The following is a 20,853-nucleotide window of genomic DNA, read 5'->3' as shown; positions in this document are numbered from 1 at the left end:
GCCGCGCTCATCGCGGCAAGCGCGCGTCGAGTGCCTGCGCGACGGCTCGCATGCCGTCGCGGTTGGGGTGGTACGGAACCGGGCCTCTTCCTTCCGCTGCATAGCCGCTCGTCCAGGGTTCCGCGTCGCAGACCTCGTGTTCGCGCGACAGTGCGGAGGCGCGGATCAGGCCGGCGCCCGCCCGGCTCGCGGCTGCGGCGGTGGCCTCCTCCAGCCGGCGCGCCGTCCTCCGCAGCATTTCGGCCTGTTCCGGCGAGACCGGCGTTCCCGCACAGGGCTGGCCGTCCGGCAGCAGGCTGAGATAGTCGACAAACACCAGCCTCGCACCCGGTGCGCGCCGATGCACCTCGGCGGCGATGCGATCGAAGTTCTGCGCGAGCCGCTCCCACGCCTGCTCGGTCGGTGGCTGAATCTCGCGCTCGGCCGAGGCGTTCATCAGGCTGCCGACATAGTTCACGTCGTTGCCACCGATCGTGACCGTCACCAGGGCCGTGTCGGGCGTAAGCGCGTCCAGCTGCGCCGCCAGCTCATTCCAGGGACCTAGGATGTGCGCCGTGGTAGCGCCCGAGCAGGTGACGTCGACCAGCGTCAGCCCGCGCATGCGGGCGAACTGGTGCGCGTAATTGTTCGTCGATCGGCCGCAGCGGGCAGCGGGGGTGGCGACAGGCTCGGGGATACCGGGGCCGGCGGCAAAGGAACTGCCCATCGCGACATAGCGGGCGTTCGCGCTCAACGCCGGGCGGGCTGGCGCATGCGCGCACCCGGCGAGTGCCGCCAGGGGCAATGCGCATCCGAGCCAGAGGTTAGTGGAACGGCGCATGATCCTCTCCTTCTCTGATGCGGAGGGTAGCGGCCCCACCGAGAGGCACGCAACCTTTCCCACAGGCGCCCTTGACGTTCATGATACAAAGTATCATCTCCCGCGCTCGTTGGCGTTGAGGTGCAAGCATGGAACGACAGATGGCCGCGCGGCGGCAGCAATGGCTGGACGGCGCGGCGATGGGGGCATCGCTGCTCTGCCTGGCGCACTGCCTGCTGCTGCCCGTCCTCATCGTCGCGGTCCCGATGCTGGCTGCCTTCCTGACGTTGCCGGAGAGCTTTCACGCGCTCGCTTTCGCCTTTGCCGTGCCGACGAGTGCGGTGGCGCTGGGGCTGGGGTTCCGCCGCCATCGCCACCCGCTGCCGCTGGTGATTGCGGCTCTCGGACTGCCACTGCTGGGTGCCGGCGCGTTTCTGCCCACCGGACCCGTGGTGGAGACGGCGTTGAGCGTCGCCGGTGCACTGCTGTTGGCCCTGGGTCACGGCTGGAACTGGCACGCGAGCACCCGTCCGCCGGCCGTCGTCGGCTGAGCTAGAGCAGCACCGCATCCTTGGGGAGGAGCGGCGGCGGCAGATCGGTCCGTCCCACGGCTGCCAGCAGTTCCCGCTCCACGGTACGGACGAGGGCGTCCAGCGGCAGGTCGTTTGTCTCTTCTCCGAACGGGTCCTCCATCTCGTCCCCCAGGGCGTCGAGCCCGAAGAAGGTATAGCAGACCACCAGTACGACCAGCGGAGTCCACCAGCCGAGCGATTGCGCCAGCGCGAAGGGCAGCAGCAGGCAGAAGGTATAGGCCGTGCGGTGGAGAAGCAGCGAATAGGCGTAGGGAAGGGGCGTCGCCTTGATGCGCTCGCATCCGGCCTGCACCTGGGCGAGGCCGGTTAGTGGCTGTTCCAGCACCGAGTAGCGGATGTCGCTGATATGGCCGTCCTGCACGAGCCGGCTGCATGCGCGCCCGATCGACCGCAAGGCCGCATCGGTCGGGTTCGGTTGGTCTGCCGCGTCCTCCCCGTCGCACCAGGGCGCGATCGCGGCCGCTTCGGGCTTGCCGCGGAGGCGCGCTGCCAGACCGTGGCTGAACCCCACGAGCCCCATCAGCAGCGGCGTTCGGATTTCCGGCGGGAGGTGCGCGGTCTGGCGGGCGAAGGTGCGAACTTCGATGATCAACTGGCCCCAGAGCTTCCGACCCTCCCACCAGCGATCGTAGCACGCGTTGTTGCGGAAGCTCATGAAGATCGAGAGCGCGAGGCCGATCAGGGTGAAGGGTATCGCGCCGAGCTGTGTGAGTATGGCTGGCGTGCGCGCGGCGAGCAGCACGGCGGCGCTGGCGATCAGCAGCATCGCCGCCAGGCGGGGGGCGATGCTGCCGATGATCGATCCGCGTACGCGAAACAGGATATCCCACAGCGTGGGACGGCGAAGGACGATCATGGGCGATCCTCAGGAACGATCCCCGCCGGTTCCGCCATGCGCCTGAGTCGGTGCAAGCCCCTCGTCAACGGCCGTAGATGCGGTCGAGCACCTCGGCACTGCGCACCAGCTCTTCCGCATCCTCGGTGAAGCGGGGCGAGCGGGCCAGGCGCTCGGCCCAATCCGCGCCGGCGCGACCGCCCCACGCGTCCGGTGCCTCCGCAAGCAGGTGCCGTGTGGTGCCCTCGAAGCGTTCGGCGCGGAAGTCGTAGAAGGAGCCGTTGAGGTTGCGCAGCGCCGCGGCTCCGCCGGTGCCGTAGAAGCTCGCGTCGATCACCGCGTCCTGGCCGGCGGGCAGACGCCAGGAGCAGGCGAGGCGTACCACCGTACCGCCCGCCAGCACCAGCGTGGCGACAGCATAGTCCTCAACCTGCCGCTCGGGATCGGCGAGGGGGTGCCCCCCGCTCGACAGGTGAGACGTGACCTCCCGCACCTCCGGAAAGCCGAGCGTCCAGAGCGCCAGGTCGACCAGATGCACCCCCAGGTCCATCACGCAGCCGCCGCCCGACAGCGCGGGATCGTAGAACCATGGCTTGTCCGGGCCATAGGCGTTGTGAAAGGTGAGGTCGATCGCGTGGACATGGCCGAGCGCGCCGTCGCGCACCAGGGGTGTAATTTGCTGCATGCCGGCCGTGAACCGGTAGGAGAAATCCACCGACAGCAGCCGGTCGGCTCGCCGCGCGGCATCGATCACCGCGCGTGCCTCGGCGGCGCTGCGGCCGAGCGGCTTCTGACAGAAGACGGCGCAGCCGGCTTCCAGTGCCTCGATCGACTGGCTGGCGTGAAGCGCGCTCGGGCTCGCGATCACCACGCCGTCGAGGCCGAGCGCCAGCATCGCGCCGAGCGAATCGACCACCGCTGCATCCGGCGCGAGCTTCTGCGCCTCCGCCACCATCTCGGGTGAGGGATCGCTGATCGCCGCCGCCTCGACCGCGCCGGTGGCGAGCATCGCCTCCATGCGGTGGCGGCCGATCCAGCCGACGCCCAGGAAGCCGAGCTTCGGGCGGGTCATGCCGCGTCTCCGAACATCACCAGCGCCTTCACGAAGCCGTCGGGCTTGTCGCGCGTGGCAAGCAGCGCCTCGTCCAGGCGGTCGAGCGGATAGCGGTGGGTGTAGAGCGGCGTCGGGTCGAGCCGACCAGAGGCCACCGCCTCCGCGGCTTCCCGCAGGCCGCGCAGGTTCACCGCCGGATCGCGCTCGTGCGCGCTGGCGATGTCGATGCCCTTCCAGTTCCACATCTGCATGTTGACCTGGCGCGGACCGTCCTGGTGATAGCCCGCGATCACCAGTCGGCCGCCCTCGCGCACCAGCTCGCCCGCAAGATCGAGCGGCCATTGCTTGCCGACGCATTCGATCACCCGGTCGCAGCCGCGCCCGTCGGTCAGCCGCTTCACATCCTCCAGGATGCGCCAGTGATCGTCCATCACGATCGTCTCGGCCGCGCCATAGTGACGGGCGAGATCGAGCGAGGATTGGCGGCGCGAGATCGCGATCACGCGTGCACCCGCCTCTGTCGCGAGCCGCGTCAGCACCGCGCCCAGGAAGCCGATGCCGACGATCGCCACCGTCTGCCCCGCCTGCACGTCGGCGCGGCGGAAGATGTTGAACGCGCAGCCCAGCGGCTCGCCGGGGAAGGGCTTGCCGGCCAGCGCCTCCGGCAGCTTCACCAGCGCGTCGACGTCGGCGACGTCATATTCGGCGTAGCTCTTGCCCGACAGCATCGCCACGCGGTCCCCGATCGCAATGCCGGTGACGTCCGGGCCGAGCGCGTCGACGATGCCCCAGCCTTCATGCCCCATGCCGCCCGGCTCTCCTGGGAACTGGGACCAAGGCTGGCCCTCGAACGGCTCGACGTTGGAGGCGCAGACGCCGCAGCCTTCCAGCTTTACGCGTACCTGGCCTGGGCCAGGCTCGGGCAGGGCGACCTGCTGCAGTTCCATGGTGGCGGGCGCGGCGAGCACCGCCGCGCGCATCGTCTCGGTCATCGTCATTCCTGGTTGGATCTAGGATCAGGCGCGCACTTCGAGCGCGGGCTCGGCCGCGGCCTGGATGCCGCCCGCGGGGGCATAGCGGTCGATCATCCACGCGCAGAAATCGGCGAACTGCTGCGGCTCGTACGGCGGGCTGGTGTGATGCTTGCCCGGCCCCAGATGCTCGGGCGTGAAGCAGAAGGTGACGGTCACGTCGAAGTCGGCGATCGCCTCCATCTGCCGGTCGAACCAGTCGAGCGCATTGGGGCGGAAGCTGTCGGCCCAGCTGAGGCCTGTGCGCAGCTTCTTCGTGCCCAGTCGCTTCATCCAGGCGACCGCCTCGTCCAGGCGCGGATCCTCATAATGGAACCACTGCATCAGCCCCATCTCGGAGGCGACCTTGGCATAGTCGTCGAGCGCGGGCTTGGGGGTGCCGTCTTCGCGGATCAGCCCCATGTAGAAATGGCGGTAGTAGCTCGACCCTTCCGCCTCGCGATGGCGGGTGGTGGCGCCCCAGCTCTGCGGCAGATCATAGAGCGAATACCAGAAGATGCGCGGCACGCGGCCGATCAGAAGCTCGGCGGTCTTGTTCACGCCAAACACCTGCACCTCCTCGGCGCCGAACGATCCGACGCCGACCTCGGTCACCCAGATCGGCTTGTCCGTCACCGCTTCGATCTCGGCGATCTTGTCGGGCCAGGCGTGGATCGGCCACAGGTTCCAGTCGAGCGGAAAGCCGTGCACCGCGACCGCATCGACCGCGTCGAGCACGCCGCGTGCTTCCATCCGCTGCACCCAGGCCGGATCGATCGGCGACATGCCCCCGAGCACGCGGGTGACGTTCGGATTGATCGCCTGGATCGCATTGCCTGCCCGGACCATCGTGTCGGCGAAGATCGCCCACTCGGGATCGAGCTCGGGATCCCAGTGCGACTTGTTGTTCGGCTCGTTCCAGAGCATCGCGGCTTCGATCACTTGCTTCCCCCCTGTTCCGGCCCGCGGGCCGGGTAGACTGCCGCAGGGCCGTATTCCGCATAGGGAACGGGCGCCACGCGGCACAGATAGACGTCACGCTCCGGGCGCGCCTCGACCGTGAAGCCCGAGGCGCGCAGCATCGCCTCCGACGCGGCATGGTTGGGTGCCCACCAGTTGGTCCAGTCGTGCGCGTATTCGCGCTCGATGAAGTGCATCTTGGGATAGCCCGGATCGTCGAAATAGGCGGGCGCGTCATAGGTGCCCGGCACATAGAAGGGATGATCCTCCGGCACCTCGCACACGTCGTCCGACCCGCGCTGCAGCGTCTGGAACAGCATCATGTCGCCGGCGACATGCTCGCGGATGAGGTCGAGTGCCAGCAGCGGATGGCGCAGGTGGTAGAGCACGCCCATGAAGATCACGAGGTCGAACTTCTCGCCCAGCGACGCCACGTCATAGACGGACAGCTTTGCGAACTCGACGCCGGTGAAGCCCAGCGCCTCCGTCGCGAGCCGTGCCTGCGCCAGGTAGCGCTCGTCGCTGTCGATGCCGAGCACCCGCGTGGCGCCGCGCCGCTTCATCTCCACCGAGTAGAAGCCGGCGTTGCAGCCGATGTCGAGCACGGTCTTGCCCGTCATGTCCTCGGGCAGGGCAGGGCCGAAGCGCTCGAACTTGAAGCGGGGGTAGTCGCCCAGGAAATGCTCGGGCGCGGTCTGGATGCCGTTCCCTAAGTCGATGTTGTGGAACCAGGGCGCGAGCCGCGCCACTTCCTCGCGGAGCCGGTCGGTCGGCATCTTGGTCATTGCGGCACCTCGTTCAGCGTGACGATGCGGCCCTGGCCTCCTGCCAGTGCCAGCGTGGTAAGCGAGCCCGGCGCACAATCGAACGCGAGCAACCGGTCGAGGCCGAGCCCCAGGACGTGCGCGGCCACGCCGCGGATGATGTCGCAGTGACTGACGCAGAGGGTCGTGCCGCCGTCGCCTTCGAGCGAGGCGATGTGCGCCGTCGCACGCGCGACGGCCGCCGCCATCGTCTCCCCACCTGGGGTAGAGGCGGTCGCGCGCTCCGCATTCCAGCGGTCCCAGTCCGGATCGCCATCAAGGCTGTCGAAGCTGCGGCCGGTCCAGGCGCCGAAGTCGACCTCGTCCAGCGCGTCCACCAGGGTCACGGGCAGGCCGTGGCGGGCGGCGACGATCTCGGCGGTTTCCCGCGTGCGGCGGCGGGGGCTGGCGTGGATCGCGCGGAGCGGTGTGGAGGCGAGGCGGTCCGCCAAGCGCGCCGCTTCTGCGCGGCCGGCGGCGTTGAGCGCGATCTCCGATCGGCCGCTCAGAACCGCGCCGACTTCATCATGGCTTCCGTGACGCGCAAGAAGGACGGTCGCGCTCAATGCGCGCCCGTAAAAGGCAGGATCAACATAGATGCTGCAATCGCATCGCGTCCCCCTTTGGTTCCCCGCTCCGGGAAAAATGTTTCCCGCCCGGAATGATTTTCGGGAACAAAGATGAAGAAGAAGCGCTTCTTCTTCCGGGTCGCAAGCCATTGAACAGGCTTGGGACGGTCAAGTCAACGCAGGCACGGCTGGGGGATGCAGTCGATGTCGAGGGCGGGAGGAAGAATGGAACGAGTTCTCATCACCGGGGGGGCGGGATTCATTGGACGCTTCGTCGCCGACGAACTTCTGGCACGCGGCAACGAAGTGCGGGTCCTCGATAGCCTGATCGAGCAGGTCCATGGCGCGACCGACGGCTCGCAGATGCTCAACAAGGAAGCCGAGTTGATCCGCGCCGACGTGCGCGACAAGGACGCGGTGCTGAAGGCGCTCGACGGTGTCGACAGCGTCGTCCACCTGGCGGCTGAGGTCGGCGTCGGCCAATCGATGTACGAGGTCGAGCGCTATACCTCCACCAACGACGTCGGCACCGCGGTGCTGTTCGAGGCGCTGATCGACAAGCCGGTCCGCCGCGTCGTCACCGCCTCCTCCATGAGCATCTATGGCGAGGGCCTCTACCGCGACGCCGATGGCGAACTGGTCGAGAACGCCGAGCGCAAGACGCTGAAGGACGGGCAGAAGAACTGGGAGCCGACCGACGCGCAAGGCCGCCCGCTCAGCCCCGTCGCGACCCCGGAGTGGAAGCGCCCGAACCTCGCGTCGATCTACGCGCTCAACAAATATGTGCAGGAACGCACGACCCACATCATGGCCGAGCCGTACGGCATCGAGGGCGTGTGCCTGCGGCTGTTTAACGTCTATGGCCCCGGCCAGGCGCTGTCGAACCCCTACACCGGCGTGCTCGCGATCTTTGCGTCGCGCTTCCTCAACGGCCAGTCGCCGCTGATCTTCGAGGACGGCGAGCAGCGCCGCGACTTCGTGCATGTCAGCGACGTGGCACGCGCCTTTGCCGACGCGCTGGTGCTGCCGCAGGCAGTGGGCGGCACGTTCAACATCGGCTCGGGCAACCATCGCTCGGTCAAGGAAGTGGCCGAGGAACTCGCCAAGGCGATGGGCAAGAACGACCTGACCGCCGAAGTGGTGGGTAAGGCGCGCATCGGCGACATCCGCCACTGCTTCTGCGACACGACGCTGGCGGCCGAGAAGCTCGACTTCCGCGCGAAGCAGGACTTCCAGCAGGGCCTGGCCGAACTCGCGGAGTGGGTGGCGCAGCAGACCGCCCAGGATCGCGTCGAGCAGATGCGCTCCGAATTGGAGAAGCGGGGCCTGGTGGCATGACGGTCGAGGGGAACGCTGCGGCGGACCCGCGGCCGATCCTGGTCACTGGCGGCGCGGGCTTCATCGGATCCAACCTCGCCGATCGTCTGGCCGGCGAGGGGCATCGCGTGCTCGTCTATGACGCGCTGTCGCGGGCGGGGGTGGACACCAACCTCGCCTGGCTGCAGCAGCGCCACGGCGACCGGATCGACTTCCTGCACGCCGACATTCGCGACGAGGCGCGCCTGGCGGATGCCGCCGCCGGGGCCAAGGCGGTGTTCCACCTGGCGGCACAGGTGGCGGTGACCACCAGCATGGTCGATCCGCGCGACGACTTTACGATCAACATCGCCGGCACGCTCAACCTGCTCGACGCGATCCGTACGCGCGCGCCGGAGACGCCGGTGATCTTCGCGTCCACCAACAAGGTGTATGGCGACCTGATCGACCTCGACTTCGTGCTGGAGGACGATGCCTATCGCCCCGTCGACACAGAAGTGCGCGCGCACGGCATCGGCGAGGCGCGGCCGCTCGATTTCCATACCCCATATGGCTGTTCCAAGGGCGCGGCCGACCAATATGTGCTCGACTATGCGCGCAGCTTCGGCCTGAAGACCGCGGTGCTGCGGATGAGCTGCATCTATGGCCAGCGCCAGATGGGCACCGAGGACCAGGGATGGGTCGCCCACTTCCTGATCCGCGCGCTCGAGGGCAAGCCGATCACGCTCTATGGCGACGGCCACCAGGTCCGCGACATCCTGGACGTGTCGGACGCAGTCGACGCCTATGTCGCGGCATGGCGCAACATCGACGCGGTCGCGGGTCAGGCGTTCAACCTCGGCGGTGGCCCGGACAATGCGATCAGCCTGCGCCAGCTGCTGGCCTATATCGGCGAAGTGCTCGGTCGCGACGTGGACCTGAGCTTCTCCGACTGGCGCGCCGGCGACCAGCGCTATTTCGTCGCCGACACGCGCAAGGCGCAGGCGGCGCTCGGCCTGGGCAAGCGCATCGACTGGCACGACGGCGTCGCGCGGCTGGCCCGCTGGCTGGCCGAGGCGCGCGGCATCAACGCGCCCATCGGTGTCCCGGCGGCGGATGCGCCGGCAGGGGTTGCTTGATGGCGGCGCGGATCCTGATCACCGCCGATGCCGTGGGCGGGGTCTGGCAATATGCGACCGATCTCGCCTGCGCGCTTGCCCCGCTCGGCTTCGCGCCGACCGTGGCGGTGCTCGGGCCGGAGCCGAATGCCGCGCAGCGCGCGCCGGTCGAGGCCGCAGGCATTCCGATCCTGGAGACCGGCCTGCCGCTCGATTGGCTGTGCGACGGCCCCGTGCCGGTGCGCGAGGCCGGCGAGGCGTTGGCGAAGCTGGTTCGGGAGCAGGGCTTCGATCTCGTTCACTGCAACATGCCGACGCTGGCGGCGAGCGGCGCGTTCGGCGTGCCGGTGGTCGCGGTGGCGCACGGCTGCCTCGCCACCTGGTGGGATGCCGCCAACGGCACCAAGCTGCCGCCGGACTATCGCTGGCAGCGCACGCTGACCGAACAGGGTTTCCGCGCCGCCAGCCGCGTGGTCGCGCCGACCGCAGCGTTCGCCGCGGTGATCCAGCGCACCTATGGCCTCACCGACCTGCCGCTCGCCGTCCACAACGGCCGCCGGCCGCTGGTCGAAGGGGAGGGCGCGCCCACCGATTGCGTCTTCACCGCCGGCCGACTTTGGGACCAGGTCAAGCAGACGCGTCTGCTCGACCGCGTGGCCGCCCGGCTGCCGGTGCCGTTCCACGCGGCCGGCGCGTTGGTCGGCCCGCATGGCGAGCAGGTCCCCGCCGATCATCTCCAGCCGCTCGGGCTGTTGAGCGAGGCGGAACTGGCCGAGTGGCTCGTCCAGCGCCCGATCTTCGTCTCTGCCGCGCGGTTCGAGCCGTTCGGGCTGGCGGTGCTGGAGGCGGCGGCTGCCGGCTGTCCGCTGGTGCTCGCCGACCTGCCGACCTTCCGCGAGCTGTGGGACGGCGCGGCCGTCTTCGTGGCGCCACAGGACGAGGACGGCTTCGTCGCCGCGATCGAGGCGGTCCGGGCCGATCCCGCGCGCCGCGTTGCGTTGGGCGCGGCTGCGCAGCAGCGGGCGGCGCGCTACACGCCGGCGGCAGTTGCGCGCGACATGGCCGCGCTCTACCGCGACCTGCTCGAACCCGGCGCAACCCTCACGCGGAGTGCCGCGGCATGAAGATCGCCTATTTCACCCATTCGCTGCTGTCGTGCTGGAATCACGGCAACGCGCATTTCCTGCGCGGCGTGCTGCGGGAGCTGATCGCGCGCGGCCACGACGTCCGCACGCTGGAGCCGGAGGGCAATTGGAGCCTCGCCAACCTGCTCGCCGACGGCGGTGACGCAGGGCTGGAGCCCTATCGCACCGCTTATCCGGAGCTGTCGTCGCAGAGCTTCGCGCCCGGCACCGATCCGGCCGAGTTGGTTGGCGATGCCGAGCTGGTGATCGTCCACGAGTGGAACGACCCCGCGCTCGTCGCCGCGATCGGCGAGCTGCGCAAGCGCGGTGGCCGCTTCACGCTGCTGTTCCACGACACGCACCACCGCGCCGTCAGCGATCCCGACGCGATCCGCGCGTTCGACCTCTCGGGCTACGATGGCGTGCTCGCGTTCGGCGAGACGCTGTCGGAGGTCTATCGCCGCTGGGGCTGGGAAGGGCGCGTCTGGACGTGGCACGAGGCCGCCGACACCCGCCACTTCCACCCGCCGGTGCACGAGGGCACCCGCGAAGGGCTGGTGTGGATCGGCAATTGGGGCGACGGCGAGCGTACGCAGGAACTGGAGGACTTCCTCTTCCGCCCAGCCAATGCCGCGGGCCTGCCGCTCGACATCTATGGCGTGCGCTACCCGGACGAGGCCAGGGCGATGCTCGCCTCGCACGGCGCGCGCTATCGCGGCTGGGCGCCCAATGCCAAGGCGCCGGAGATCTTTGCCCGGCACCTCGCCACCGTGCACGTGCCGCGCCGCTACTATGCGACGATCCTGCCCGGTATCCCCACCATCCGCGTGTTCGAGGCGCTGGCGTGCGGGCTGCCTTTGGTGTCCGCGCCATGGGAGGATGCCGAGGGGTTGTTCCGCCCCGGCACCGACTATCTCGTCGCCCGCGACGGCGCCGAGATGGCCCGCCACCTGACGGCGTTGCGCGACGACCCGGACCTGCGCGCGAGCCTCGCTGCCGCCGGGCTGGAGACGATCCGCGCCCGCCACACCTGCGCCCACCGCGTCGACGAGCTGCTCGCCGTCGTCGCGAGCCTCGGCGCCCCGCAAGTTGAGAGGAACGTGGCGTGAAGATCGCCTTTTACGGATCGAGCCTGGTGTCCTCCTATTGGAACGGCGCCGCCACCTATTACCGCGGCATCCTGCGCGACCTGGCGCAGCGCGGCTATCAGATCAGCTTCTACGAACCGGACGCCTTCGATCGTCAGAAGCACCGCGACATCGACGCACCCGATTGGGCGCGCTCGGTCGTCTACCCGGCGACGGAAGAGGCAATGCGCGGCGTCCTTGCCGAAGCAGCGGACGCAGACATCGTCGTCAAGGCGAACGGCGTGGGCGTGTTCGACCGCGAGCTGCTGGAGGGCATCGTCGAGCATGCGGCGCCACACGCGCTCAAGATCTTCTGGGACGTCGACGCCGCGGCCACGCTGGACGAAATGCGCGCGGACGCGGACCATCCCGTGCGCCGCGCGCTGCCAGATCTCGATGCGGTGTTCACCTATGGCGGCGGCCCGCCGGTCGTGAACGCGTACAAGGGCCTCGGCGCCGCCGACTGCGTGCCGGTCTACAACGCGCTCGACCCGACGACCCATTTCCCGGTCGAGCCCGACCCGCGCTTCGCCTGCGACCTCGCCTTTCTCGGCAATCGCCTGCCCGACCGCGAGGCCCGCGTGGAGGAATTCTTCCTCAAGGCCGCGGAGCGCTTGCCTGAGCAGCAGTTCCTGATCGGTGGCAACGGCTGGGAGACGAAGGCGATGCCCGGCAACGTCCGCCACCGCGGCCACGTCTACACGGCCGAGCACAACGCCTTCAACTGCACGCCACGTGCGGTGCTGAACGTGGCCCGCGACAGCATGGCCAATGTCGGCTTCTCGCCCGCGACCCGCGTGTTCGAGGCGGCGGGCGCTGCCGCCTGCCTCATCACCGACGCCTGGGAAGGCATCGAGCAGTTCCTGATCCCGGACGAGGAAGTGCTGGTCGCCCGCGACGGCCAGGACGTGGCAGATCATCTCGCCGCGCTGACCCCCGAACGCGCGCAGGCGATCGGCCAGGCAGCGCTCAAGCGCGTGCTCGCCGGGCACACCTACACCCTGCGCGGCGCGCAGGTGGACCAGCTGTTCCAGGCCCATGCCGAGCGGCAGCGGGAAGTCGCATGAAGCTCGTCGTCCTCGGCCTTTCGCTGTCCTCCTCCTGGGGCAACGGCCACGCCACCACCTTCCGCGCGCTGCTGAAGGCCTATGCCGCGCGCGGGCATGACATCCTGTTCCTGGAGCGGGACGTGCCCTGGTACGCCTCGCACCGCGACCACGTCGATCCCGACTATTGCCGGCTGGAATTCTACGCCGACCTGAACGGCCTCGACGCCTGGCAGGACGAGATCGCGCACGCCGACGCGGTGATCGTCGGCTCCTATGTGCCGGAGGGCGTGGCGGTCGCCCGCTATGTCCAACAGGTGGCCGAGGGCGTCACCGCCTTCTACGACATCGACACGCCGGTGACGCTCGCGAAGCTCGAACGCGGCGACTTCGAATATCTCTCGCCGGAGGTCATCCCCGGCTATGACCTCTACCTGTCGTTCACCGGCGGTCCGACGCTGGAACGGCTCGAGCGCACCTTCGGCTCGCCGGCGGCGCGTGCCTTCTACTGCTCAGTCGACCCGGCGCTTTATGCGCCGACCGGCACGGAGAAGCGCTGGGACCTCTCCTACCTCGGCACCTACAGCGATGATCGCCAGCCCACGCTGGAGCGGCTGCTGATCGAGCCGGCGCGCGCGCTGCCGCACCGCCGGTTCGTGGTGGCGGGGCCGCAATATCCCGACACCATCGACTGGCCGGCGAACGTCGAGCGCATCGACCATCTGCCGCCGTCCGAGCACGCCAACTTCTACTCGGCGTCGCGCTTCACCCTCAACGTGACGCGTGCGGACATGATCGCGGCAGGCTGGTCGCCCTCGGTGCGCCTGTTCGAGGCGGGCGCCTGCGGAACCCCGATCGTTTCGGATCGCTGGGAGGGGATCGAAGACCTGTTCACTCCCGGCCGCGAGATCCTGCTGGCAGACGATGGCGCCGCCGTGATCGCCGCGATCGAAGGGGCGGATGCCGCGGCAATGGGGGAGGCGGCACGCGCCCGCGTGCTGGACGCCCACACCGCTGCGCATCGCGCCGCAGAATTGGAACTGCACCTCACCGAAGCGGCAGCACGGCAGGTGCCGCAGTCTGCTTTGGCAGGAGCCGCCTGATGAACGACATAAGGGACAAGAAGGAGCGGAACATGGCGCAGAACGAAGCTGGAGTGGCGCTGGTCGCGGGCGGAGCGGGCTTTATCGGCTCGCACCTCTGCCGGGCGCTGGTGGATCAGGGCTATGAGGTGCTGTGCCTCGACAACCTCCAGACGGCGCGCCCGTCCAACCTGCGGCTGCTGGAGGCGCTGCCCAACTTCACCTTCGTGGAGGCGGACATCGTCAACCCGCTGCCCCAGGCGGTGCTGGAGCGGGCCGATCGCATCACGCGCATCTACAATCTCGCTTGCGCCGCCTCGCCGCCGCAGTACCAGGCCGACCCCGAGCATACGATGCTCACCAACGTGGTCGGCACCAACCACCTGCTGCGCTTGGCTGAGAAGACCGGCGCGCGCTTCCTGCTCACCTCGACCAGCGAGGTCTATGGCGACCCGGAAGTGCATCCGCAGGCGGAAGGCTATCGCGGCTGGGTGAGCTGCACCGGTCCGCGCGCCTGCTATGACGAGGGCAAGCGCGCTGCCGAGGCGCTGACCTTCGACTATGCCCGCATGAACCGCGCGGAGGTGCGCGTGGCCCGCATCTTCAACACCTATGGTCCGCAGATGCATCCGGACGACGGCCGCGTCGTCTCGAACCTGATCTGCCAGGCCCTGTCCGGCCGCGACATCACCGTGTATGGCGACGGCAGCCAGACGCGCAGCTTCTGCTATGTCTCCGACATGGTCGATGCGCTGATGCGGCTGATGGAAAGCGACATCAATCCGATGGAGCCGGTCAACCTTGGCAACCCGACCGAGTTCACCGTCAACGAGCTGCTGGAAAAGGTGCTGGTCGCGACCGGCGTCGAGGGTCGCGTGACCTACACCCCGCTGCCGCAGGACGATCCGCGCCGCCGCCGTCCCGACATCAGCCGTGCCAAGGCGGTGCTCGGCTGGGAGCCGACCGTGCCGCTGGAGGACGGGCTCGCCCGCACCAGCGCCTGGTTCGCGGAAGAGCTCGGCGTCGAGCTGGCCCAGCCGGAGATCCAGGAGCCGCTGCGCGCCCGCGCCTGATCGAACTCTTAGAACGTCGTGCCCCGCTCCGGCAGTAGCCGGGGCGGGGCGTTTCATATCGGGACCCGGTACGTCGGCGACGAACGTGCAATTCGTAAACGACTCGTTAACCTGTTCCTATGGAACCACGACACGCGCACTCGCCTGTGGCCGTTTCCGGCCCACCGCATCCCTTTCGCCGTGCTCTGGCGGATGCTCGCAAGGCATCGAAGGACGCCAGCAGCGAAGAGGATCTGAAGCTCTTCGTCCTGAGCTTCACCGCCTTCTTCGTCTGCTTCTACACCTTCCTGCTATAGCCGCGCTTGCGGCCTGAAGCGGCGGTTCAGTCGCACGCGCAGTGCAGCTTCCAGGCCAGCCAGGCGGAAAGCACGCACATGCCGGCGACCACCAGCAGCATGTCCTCCGGCGTCACCCCGGCCGCGCTGACGGCGCTCACCACGATCGCGCCGATCGTCATCGCGCCTGCGTTGACGATGTTGTTGGCCGCCACCGTCCGCGCCGTCTGGTCCTTGGTCACCGTGGTGGTCAGGAAGGCGTAGAGCGGCACCACGAACATGCCGCCCGTGACTGCGACGGCAAGCATCGTCAGCAGCAACCCGACCGCAGGCGGCAGCGTGATGAAGTCGTAGAAGCCATACAACGTGCCGGCCGGCGCCTGCACCCAGCCACGCGCCTCCAGCGACAGCGCGATCACGGCGACGCCCATCGCGATCACTGAGCCCGGCGCATATCTGGCCGAGACCTTGCCGCGCAGCAGCGCATTGATGACCACCGAACCGATCGCCACGCCGACCGAGAAGATCGCGATGGTGAGGCTGGCGACCCGCTCGTTGGCGGTGAGCACGTTCTTCACCAGCGGCGGGAAGATCACGATCATCACCGACGCGATCGTCCAAAAGAAGCTGATGGCGAGGATCGCCAGGAACAGCCGCCGGATGTGCATCGTCGCCGCGACCAGCTTCCACGAGGAGGTGATCGGGTTGTAGTTGAGCTTCAGTTCGGCACCCAGCCGGGGGGCCGCGGGCACCATGCGGCCCGTAATCCAGCCGATCACCGCAACCCCGATCACCAGGATCGCCGAAGCCTCGACGGAGATCCATCCTGCGATCACCGTTCCCAGCAGGATCGAGAGATAGGTGCCGGCTTCCACCAGCCCGGTGCCGCCCAGCACCTCATCCTCCTTCAGATGCTGCGGCAGGATCGCGTATTTGATCGGCCCGAAGAAGGTCGAGTGGGTGCCCAGCAGCAGCACGGCGCCCAGCATCATCGCAAGGCCGAGGTTGATCCACCCGGCCTGCGCCACGAACACGCCCGCCGCGCCGAAGATCATGATGCCGATCTCGGCCGTCTTCACGATGCGGATGATCCGTGCCTTGTCGCTCGTGTCCGCGAGCTGCCCGGACAGCGCCGAGAGGACGAAGAAGGGGATGATCCCGATCGCCGTCGCCAGGGCGTTGAAATTCTGTTCCGCCTGCGCGTCCGAGAAGATCTGGTAGGTCGCGAACAGCACGATCGCCTGCTTGAACAGGTTGTCGTTGAAGGCACCCAGAAACTGCGTGACGAACAGGGGAAGGAAGCGGCGCTTCCTGAGCAGCCCGAGCGCATTCAGCATCGTGTCGTCAGTACCTTGTGTCGTTGCATCGCGCAGGCTTGATGCCCGCAGCCATAGCCCAGCGTGGCAAGCGGCTTCAATGCGCGATTAAAGCTTCTCCCCGCTCGCGCCCCGGTGCTAGACCCCGGCGGGTGCTGACGCTTCCCAATATCCTCACGCTCTCGCGGATCTTCGCGGTGCCCCTTCTGGTCGCGTTCCTCTGGTGGCCGCAATGGCATGCCGGCTACGCGATCGCCTTCGCCCTCTACTGCCTGATGGGCGTCACCGACTATTTCGACGGGTATCTCGCCCGCTCGAACGGCACGGTGTCGAAGCTCGGGGTCTTCCTGGATCCGATCGCCGACAAGATCATGGTCGCTGCCGTGATTCTGATGCTGGTGGGAACGCGGCACGATACCGCCCTCATTACCGGCATCCACCTCATCGCCGCGCTCGTCATCCTGTTGCGCGAGATCGCCGTGTCGGGCCTGCGCGAGTTTCTTGCGGGGCTGCAGGTCTCGCTGCCGGTCTCCAAGCTCGCCAAGTGGAAGACGACGCTGCAGCTCGTCGCGTTCGGGGCGCTGATCCTGGCCGGTGCGGTCCCGGACATCCTGTGGGTCCGCGCGGTCGGGCTCGCCTGCCTCTGGGGGGCTGCCGTCCTGACCCTCGTGACCGGCTGGGACTACCTGCGCGTCGGCCTCCGGCACATGGACAGCTGATGGCGCTCGCCATGCTTTATTTCGCCTGGGTGCGCGAGACGATCGGGACGGGGGCGGAGAGCGTCGATCCTCCCGCGGACGTGGCCACGGTCGAGCACCTCATCGACTGGCTCTCGATACGCAGCCCTGCGCACGCCGAGGCCCTGGCCGATCGCGCACGGCTGCGTGCTGCGGTCGACCAGCGCTTCGTGCCGCTCGACGCTTCCATCAGCGGAGCCCGCGAAGTCGCGATCTTTCCCCCGGTGACCGGCGGATGATCCGCGCGCTGGTCCAATTCGAGCCGATCGACCTCGCCGCCACGCTCGCGGCGGTGGAAGGCAGCGGTTCCGGCGCGGTCGCGAGCTTCTCCGGCTTCGTGCGCGAGGATGACGGCGTGCGCGAGCTCGCGCTCGAGCATTATCCCGGCATGACCGAGGCCGTGTTGCACGCCCTCGCCGAGGAGGCGGTCGCACGCTGGCAGCTACACGCGGTTGCGGTGGTCCATCGCGTCGGTCCCATGGCTCCCGGCGAGCGGATCGTGCTGGTGGCAACCGCCGCACCCCATCGCCATGCGGCGCTGGAGGCCTGCGCGTTCCTGATCGACCGGCTCAAGACCGATGCGCCGTTCTGGAAGCGCGAGCGTCGCGAAGAGGGTGCGCGCTGGGTCGCAGCCCGCGATGGCGATGCCGGCGCGGCCGACCGCTGGCGCTAGAAAAGAAGGGAGGAGGGCGAACCCTCCTCCGAAAAGGTCAGCCGAGCTTCGGCACCAGCACGCCGTTCACGACATGGAAGACGCCGTTCGACTGGTTGACGTCGTAGGTCGTCACATAGGCCTTGGTGCCATTCGCATCCGTCAGCGTGATCGCGCCGTTCTCCAGGCCTGCGGTAAGCGGCTGGCCCGCGACCGTGGTCAGCGTCAGCGTCCCGCCGGCGCTTTCGATTTGCTTCTTGAGCGTCACGGCATCGAGCTTTCCCGACACCACATGGTAGTTGAGGATCTTGGCGAGCGTCGCCTTGTTCTCCGGCTTCAGCAACGTGTCCATGGTGCCGGGCGCAAGCCGGCCGAACGCATCATTGTCGGGCGCGAACACGGTGAAGGGGCCTGGGCCGGCGAGTGCCGCGTCGACGCCGGCGGCCTTGAGCGCGTTGACCAGCGTCGCCAGGTTCGGCGCTGCGGCCAGGTTCTCGACGATCGGCTTGGTAGGCGCCATCTGCGCGCCGCCGACGGCCGGGTTCGGCTTGGCGGCTGTTGCTGCATCGGCGGGTGCGGCGGTGGTGCCGGGCGCGGCCGGCGTGGTCTGCGGAGCCGTCTGGGGTGCGGGCGTCGCGGTCGTGGTCTGCGCCAGCGCCGGCGCCGCGGTAGCGGCAACGACGGCCAGAGCGGATACGATCGGAAGACGGAACATCAGTTTCTCCTCAACAGGGATGGATTGCGCGACTGCGGCGCAACGCCTGGGGAGGACGATCGGAGCTTCCGGGGGACATGCTGTCCACCCCGCCGGGATGAGTCGTGGTCAGCGCGCGGTGGAGAGCACCCCCGCCAACAGTCGGAAGTCGCGCTCGCGCGGGGAGGCGCGGCGCCACACCAAGGCGATCTCGCGCGATGCCTTGGGTGCATCGATCTTGCGGGCGACCACCTGCGTATGATCGAGGATGCCGGCATCCACCGCCATCTCGGGCAGCATCGTGTGGCCGAGACCATTGTCGACCATCTGGACGATGGTGTGGAGCGAGGTGCCCAGCATCGTCGCCCGTCCGCGCAGCTCCGGATGCGGGCAGGCGCGCAGCGCATGGTCCTTCAGGCAGTGGCCGTCCTCCAGCAGCAGCAGGCGGGCGGCGTCGATGTCGTCGGCCACCATCGGCCCGGCTCCGGGACGTGCCTCGCCCTGCGGCACTGCCAGGTAGAGCGGGTCTTCGAACAGCGGCGCCACCTCTACGTCCCCACAGGCGAAGGGAAGGGCAAGCAGCACGCAGTCGGAGCGTCCGTGGTGCAGCGCTTCGCACGCCGCCTGGCTCGGCTCTTCGCGCAGGAACAGCTTGAGGTCGGGATAATCCTCGCGCAGCCGCGGCAGGATGCGGGGTAGCAGGAACGGGGCGATGGTGGGGATCACGCTCATCCGCATCTCGCCCGACAGCGGCCGCCCGGCGGCGCGCGCCATGTCGGCGAGCTCCTCCGCCTCGCGGATCACCGTGCGCGCCTTGTCGACGATCGCCTCGCCCAGCGGCGTGAACCGCACGACCCGCCGCGTCCGCTCGACCAGCGTGACCCCGATCAGCGTTTCGAGTTCGCGAATGCCCGCCGACAGGGTCGACTGGGTCACGAACGACGCCTCCGCCGCGCGCCCGAAATGGCCCGCGTCACGCAGTGCGACGAGATACTGGAGCTGCTTCAGGGTAGGCAGATAGGTGGTGCTCATGGCACCGTCTTATCGGCGGTGTCGATCAAGTTCCAGCGATTGAGCGAGCAGAGCGTTGATGCGTCGAACAGACGTGTCGCGCGTTCCATACCGCGGTTGCTGGAAATTCCGCAGCAGGAGTCCTAAATGGCCTCGAAACGGGGAAGGGACTAGCATGGTCGGCCGGCTCGGCGCGTATCTGGATTCGATCAAGGCCCGGGACCCGGCGCCGCGTTCGCGTGCCGAGATCCTGCTGTACCCGGGTGTCTGGGCGCTCGGCTTCCATCGCATCGCGCACCGCCTGTTCCAGGCGCGGCTGTTCTTCCTCGCCCGCGCGGTGAACCACCTCGCGCGGTTCCTGACGGTGATCGACATCCATCCGGGCGCGAAGATCGGCCGCAACTTCTTCATCGATCATGGCTTCACGGTGATCGGGGAGACGGCGGAGATCGGCGACAACGTCACCATCTACCAGAATGTGACGCTCGGCGGGACGAGTCCCGACAATGGTATCGCCGGCAAGCGGCACCCGACCATCGGCGATGGCGTGATCATCGGCTCTGGTGCGCAGGTGCTGGGACCGATCCAAGTCGGCGCGCGTGCACGGGTCGGCGCCAACGCCGTCGTCACGCGCGACGTGCCGGAAGGGGCGGTGATGGTCGGCATCCCGGCGCGGCCGACCCTGGTCGACTCCACCGCCTACCAGCGCGACTTCGTGCCCTACGGAACGCCGTGTCGGGAGATGCAGGACCCGCAGGCGCAGAAGATCGAGACGCTGCGCTGCGAGCTGGAAGCGCTGCGCCGCCGCCTGGATGCGGCGGTGGCCGAAGCCGAAGAGCATCGCAACCGCGCCTGATGGGAATCGTCACCCCCTTTCCAGCCAGTGCCGGGCGCCCGAGCCAGACGGGGTTCGAGCGTGCCGAACTGGCGCGCATCCTCGACCTCTACGGCCGAATGGTCGCAGCCGGCCATTGGCGAGATTATGCGATCGACCTGGGGCGCGATGCGGCCGTGTTCTCCGCCTTCCGGCGATCTGCCGAGCGGCCGGAGTTCCGCATCGAGAAGCGCCCGGCGCTCCGCAATCGCCAGGGCATGTGGGCGCTGGTCAACGAGGTTGGCGCGGTGCTGAAGCGCGGGCACGAGCTTGGGCCCGTGCTGGCGCCGGTGGAACGCCGCCTGATGAAGCTGGTCGAGGACTGACACCGCACCCGACGCGCGGTGTTCGCGTCCGGCACCCCTGAATGCACAAACGCGCGCCCTCCACTCGGGAGGACGCGCGCTGCTGGCGTCTCTCGACGCTTAAAGGCTTACTTGCCGCCCGGATTGCGGCAGCTGTCCTTCACGGTGCGCGAGCACACCGGGTAGTTCTGCTGTGCGGCCGGCGGCGGGGTGGTCGACGGCGGTGCAAAGGTCACCGGACCGGTCGTGGACGGCGTCATCGTCGACGAGGGCACGCCCGAGGTCGTGTCGGTGCCGGTGGTGGTGGTCGTATCGGTGCCGGTCGTCGTGGTCGTGTCCGACGTCGTCGTGCCGGTCATGTCACCAGTGGTGGTCTGTCCGGTGGTGCCCGGGGTCGTCTGGGCAACCGCGGCGCCGCTGAGCGTGAGGGCGGCAGCAAGAGCAAGGAGTTTCATTGTATCTTCTCCTGGAACTGGTTCTGGCCGACCCTCAACGCGCGA

The 20,853-nt window shown here is 68.5% G+C and carries 25 protein-coding genes; 14 read left to right on the top strand and 11 right to left on the bottom strand.

Translation table 11 applies throughout. From position 1 onward, the window contains the following. Window positions 1–7 precede the first annotated feature (7 nt). Window positions 8–820 carry an SGNH/GDSL hydrolase family protein gene (locus VPH46_RS05370; RefSeq protein WP_416609543.1) on the bottom strand — a complete coding sequence of 271 codons (813 nt, stop codon included), beginning with the start codon at window positions 818–820 and terminating at the stop codon, window positions 8–10. Between the two features lie 128 nt (window positions 821–948). On the opposite strand from VPH46_RS05370, the gene VPH46_RS05365 reads away from it, so the two are divergent. Then, on the top strand, window positions 949–1,350 hold the full coding sequence (locus VPH46_RS05365) for a MerC domain-containing protein (RefSeq protein ID WP_125960605.1): 402 nt from the start codon (window positions 949–951) through the stop codon (window positions 1,348–1,350). Window position 1,351: 1 nt separating this feature from the next. Here the strand turns inward: VPH46_RS05365 and VPH46_RS05360 are convergent, their stop codons facing one another. The 6 genes from VPH46_RS05360 to VPH46_RS05335 all read right to left on the bottom strand — a co-directional run bounded on the left by VPH46_RS05360 (window position 1,352) and on the right by VPH46_RS05335 (window position 6,620). Then, a complete protein-coding gene (locus VPH46_RS05360) occupies window positions 1,352–2,248 on the bottom strand; it encodes a bestrophin family protein (protein ID WP_416609540.1) in 897 nt (298 codons plus the stop codon). Between the two features lie 64 nt (window positions 2,249–2,312). Continuing rightward, the gene (locus tag VPH46_RS05355) at window positions 2,313–3,299 is read right to left on the bottom strand and encodes a Gfo/Idh/MocA family protein (protein ID WP_416609538.1); all 987 of its coding nucleotides are present in this window, start codon (window positions 3,297–3,299) and stop codon (window positions 2,313–2,315) included. Continuing rightward, window positions 3,296–4,273: an MDR/zinc-dependent alcohol dehydrogenase-like family protein gene (locus VPH46_RS05350; RefSeq protein ID WP_416609536.1), complete on the bottom strand. Its 978-nt coding sequence runs from the start codon at window positions 4,271–4,273 to the stop codon at window positions 3,296–3,298. Before VPH46_RS05350 ends, VPH46_RS05355 begins: the two co-directional genes overlap by 4 nt. A gap of 24 nt (window positions 4,274–4,297) precedes the next feature. After that, window positions 4,298–5,233 carry a glycosyl hydrolase gene (locus tag VPH46_RS05345; protein WP_416609534.1) on the bottom strand — a complete coding sequence of 312 codons (936 nt, stop codon included), beginning with the start codon at window positions 5,231–5,233 and terminating at the stop codon, window positions 4,298–4,300. Next, the gene (locus VPH46_RS05340) at window positions 5,230–6,036 is read right to left on the bottom strand and encodes a TIGR04290 family methyltransferase (protein ID WP_416609532.1); all 807 of its coding nucleotides are present in this window, start codon (window positions 6,034–6,036) and stop codon (window positions 5,230–5,232) included. Before VPH46_RS05340 ends, VPH46_RS05345 begins: the two co-directional genes overlap by 4 nt. Beyond that, window positions 6,033–6,620, bottom strand: a complete 588-nt coding sequence (locus tag VPH46_RS05335; protein WP_416609530.1) for a histidine phosphatase family protein — start codon at window positions 6,618–6,620, stop codon at window positions 6,033–6,035. Before VPH46_RS05335 ends, VPH46_RS05340 begins: the two co-directional genes overlap by 4 nt. Before the next feature lie 228 nt (window positions 6,621–6,848). Between VPH46_RS05335 and VPH46_RS05330 the strand changes: the two genes are divergently transcribed. The 8 genes from VPH46_RS05330 to VPH46_RS05295 all read left to right on the top strand — a co-directional run bounded on the left by VPH46_RS05330 (window position 6,849) and on the right by VPH46_RS05295 (window position 14,785). After that, complete coding sequence (locus VPH46_RS05330) at window positions 6,849–7,961, top strand: NAD-dependent epimerase/dehydratase family protein (RefSeq protein WP_239435446.1); 1,113 nt, start codon at window positions 6,849–6,851, stop codon at window positions 7,959–7,961. Continuing rightward, window positions 7,958–9,058 (top strand): SDR family NAD(P)-dependent oxidoreductase, encoded by a 1,101-nt coding sequence (locus tag VPH46_RS05325; RefSeq protein ID WP_416609527.1) that lies wholly within the window; start codon window positions 7,958–7,960, stop codon window positions 9,056–9,058. Before VPH46_RS05330 ends, VPH46_RS05325 begins: the two co-directional genes overlap by 4 nt. After that, the gene (locus tag VPH46_RS05320; RefSeq protein ID WP_416609525.1) at window positions 9,058–10,161 is read left to right on the top strand and encodes a glycosyltransferase family 4 protein; all 1,104 of its coding nucleotides are present in this window, start codon (window positions 9,058–9,060) and stop codon (window positions 10,159–10,161) included. Before VPH46_RS05325 ends, VPH46_RS05320 begins: the two co-directional genes overlap by 1 nt. Next, window positions 10,158–11,270, top strand: coding sequence for a CgeB family protein (locus VPH46_RS05315; protein ID WP_416609523.1), 1,113 nt, complete (start codon window positions 10,158–10,160; stop codon window positions 11,268–11,270). Before VPH46_RS05320 ends, VPH46_RS05315 begins: the two co-directional genes overlap by 4 nt. Then, window positions 11,267–12,355 (top strand): CgeB family protein, encoded by a 1,089-nt coding sequence (locus VPH46_RS05310; RefSeq protein ID WP_416609520.1) that lies wholly within the window; start codon window positions 11,267–11,269, stop codon window positions 12,353–12,355. The genes VPH46_RS05315 and VPH46_RS05310 overlap by 4 nt, the downstream gene beginning before the upstream one ends. Beyond that, on the top strand, window positions 12,352–13,437 hold the full coding sequence (locus tag VPH46_RS05305) for a CgeB family protein (protein WP_416609518.1): 1,086 nt from the start codon (window positions 12,352–12,354) through the stop codon (window positions 13,435–13,437). The genes VPH46_RS05310 and VPH46_RS05305 overlap by 4 nt, the downstream gene beginning before the upstream one ends. Further along, window positions 13,437–14,489 carry a UDP-glucuronic acid decarboxylase family protein gene (locus VPH46_RS05300; RefSeq protein ID WP_416609516.1) on the top strand — a complete coding sequence of 351 codons (1,053 nt, stop codon included), beginning with the start codon at window positions 13,437–13,439 and terminating at the stop codon, window positions 14,487–14,489. The genes VPH46_RS05305 and VPH46_RS05300 overlap by 1 nt, the downstream gene beginning before the upstream one ends. 146 nt (window positions 14,490–14,635) lie before the next feature. After that, a complete protein-coding gene (locus VPH46_RS05295) occupies window positions 14,636–14,785 on the top strand; it encodes a hypothetical protein (protein WP_165889986.1) in 150 nt (49 codons plus the stop codon). Between the two features lie 26 nt (window positions 14,786–14,811). Here the strand turns inward: VPH46_RS05295 and VPH46_RS05290 are convergent, their stop codons facing one another. Then, complete coding sequence (locus VPH46_RS05290; protein ID WP_416609514.1) at window positions 14,812–16,101, bottom strand: MFS transporter; 1,290 nt, start codon at window positions 16,099–16,101, stop codon at window positions 14,812–14,814. 131 nt (window positions 16,102–16,232) lie between these two features. Between VPH46_RS05290 and pgsA the strand changes: the two genes are divergently transcribed. Genes pgsA through VPH46_RS05275 form a run of 3 tightly spaced genes read left to right on the top strand, consistent with a single transcriptional unit; the run spans window position 16,233 to window position 17,490 of the window. Continuing rightward, the gene (gene pgsA, locus VPH46_RS05285) at window positions 16,233–16,799 is read left to right on the top strand and encodes a CDP-diacylglycerol--glycerol-3-phosphate 3-phosphatidyltransferase (protein ID WP_132882722.1); all 567 of its coding nucleotides are present in this window, start codon (window positions 16,233–16,235) and stop codon (window positions 16,797–16,799) included. Next, window positions 16,799–17,056 (top strand): molybdopterin converting factor subunit 1, encoded by a 258-nt coding sequence (moaD, locus tag VPH46_RS05280; protein ID WP_416609512.1) that lies wholly within the window; start codon window positions 16,799–16,801, stop codon window positions 17,054–17,056. The genes pgsA and moaD overlap by 1 nt, the downstream gene beginning before the upstream one ends. Then, on the top strand, window positions 17,053–17,490 hold the full coding sequence (locus tag VPH46_RS05275; protein WP_416609510.1) for a molybdenum cofactor biosynthesis protein MoaE: 438 nt from the start codon (window positions 17,053–17,055) through the stop codon (window positions 17,488–17,490). The genes moaD and VPH46_RS05275 overlap by 4 nt, the downstream gene beginning before the upstream one ends. A gap of 37 nt (window positions 17,491–17,527) precedes the next feature. On the opposite strand, the gene VPH46_RS05270 is transcribed toward VPH46_RS05275, so the two are convergent. Beyond that, window positions 17,528–18,184: a fasciclin domain-containing protein gene (locus VPH46_RS05270; protein WP_416609508.1), complete on the bottom strand. Its 657-nt coding sequence runs from the start codon at window positions 18,182–18,184 to the stop codon at window positions 17,528–17,530. Between the two features lie 108 nt (window positions 18,185–18,292). Beyond that, complete coding sequence (locus tag VPH46_RS05265; protein ID WP_239435456.1) at window positions 18,293–19,195, bottom strand: hydrogen peroxide-inducible genes activator; 903 nt, start codon at window positions 19,193–19,195, stop codon at window positions 18,293–18,295. 154 nt (window positions 19,196–19,349) lie between these two features. Here VPH46_RS05265 and epsC point away from each other — a divergent pair, with 154 nt between their 5' ends. Both epsC and VPH46_RS05255 read left to right on the top strand, forming a co-directional pair. Continuing rightward, window positions 19,350–20,030, top strand: coding sequence for a serine O-acetyltransferase EpsC (gene epsC, locus VPH46_RS05260; RefSeq protein WP_125960587.1), 681 nt, complete (start codon window positions 19,350–19,352; stop codon window positions 20,028–20,030). Beyond that, window positions 20,030–20,374 carry a DUF2794 domain-containing protein gene (locus VPH46_RS05255; protein ID WP_125960586.1) on the top strand — a complete coding sequence of 115 codons (345 nt, stop codon included), beginning with the start codon at window positions 20,030–20,032 and terminating at the stop codon, window positions 20,372–20,374. The genes epsC and VPH46_RS05255 overlap by 1 nt, the downstream gene beginning before the upstream one ends. Window positions 20,375–20,481: 107 nt before the next feature. Here VPH46_RS05255 and VPH46_RS05250 read toward each other — a convergent pair whose 3' ends face one another. Then, the gene (locus VPH46_RS05250) at window positions 20,482–20,808 is read right to left on the bottom strand and encodes a hypothetical protein (RefSeq protein WP_125960585.1); all 327 of its coding nucleotides are present in this window, start codon (window positions 20,806–20,808) and stop codon (window positions 20,482–20,484) included. Between the last annotated feature and the right edge of the window lie 45 nt (window positions 20,809–20,853).

It is taken from the genome of Sphingomonas sp. MJ1 (PH-R8), from assembly GCF_048058635.1.
Classification (GTDB): Bacteria; Pseudomonadota; Alphaproteobacteria; order Sphingomonadales; family Sphingomonadaceae; genus Sphingomonas.
This window is presented reverse-complemented; position numbering and strand designations above follow the sequence as displayed.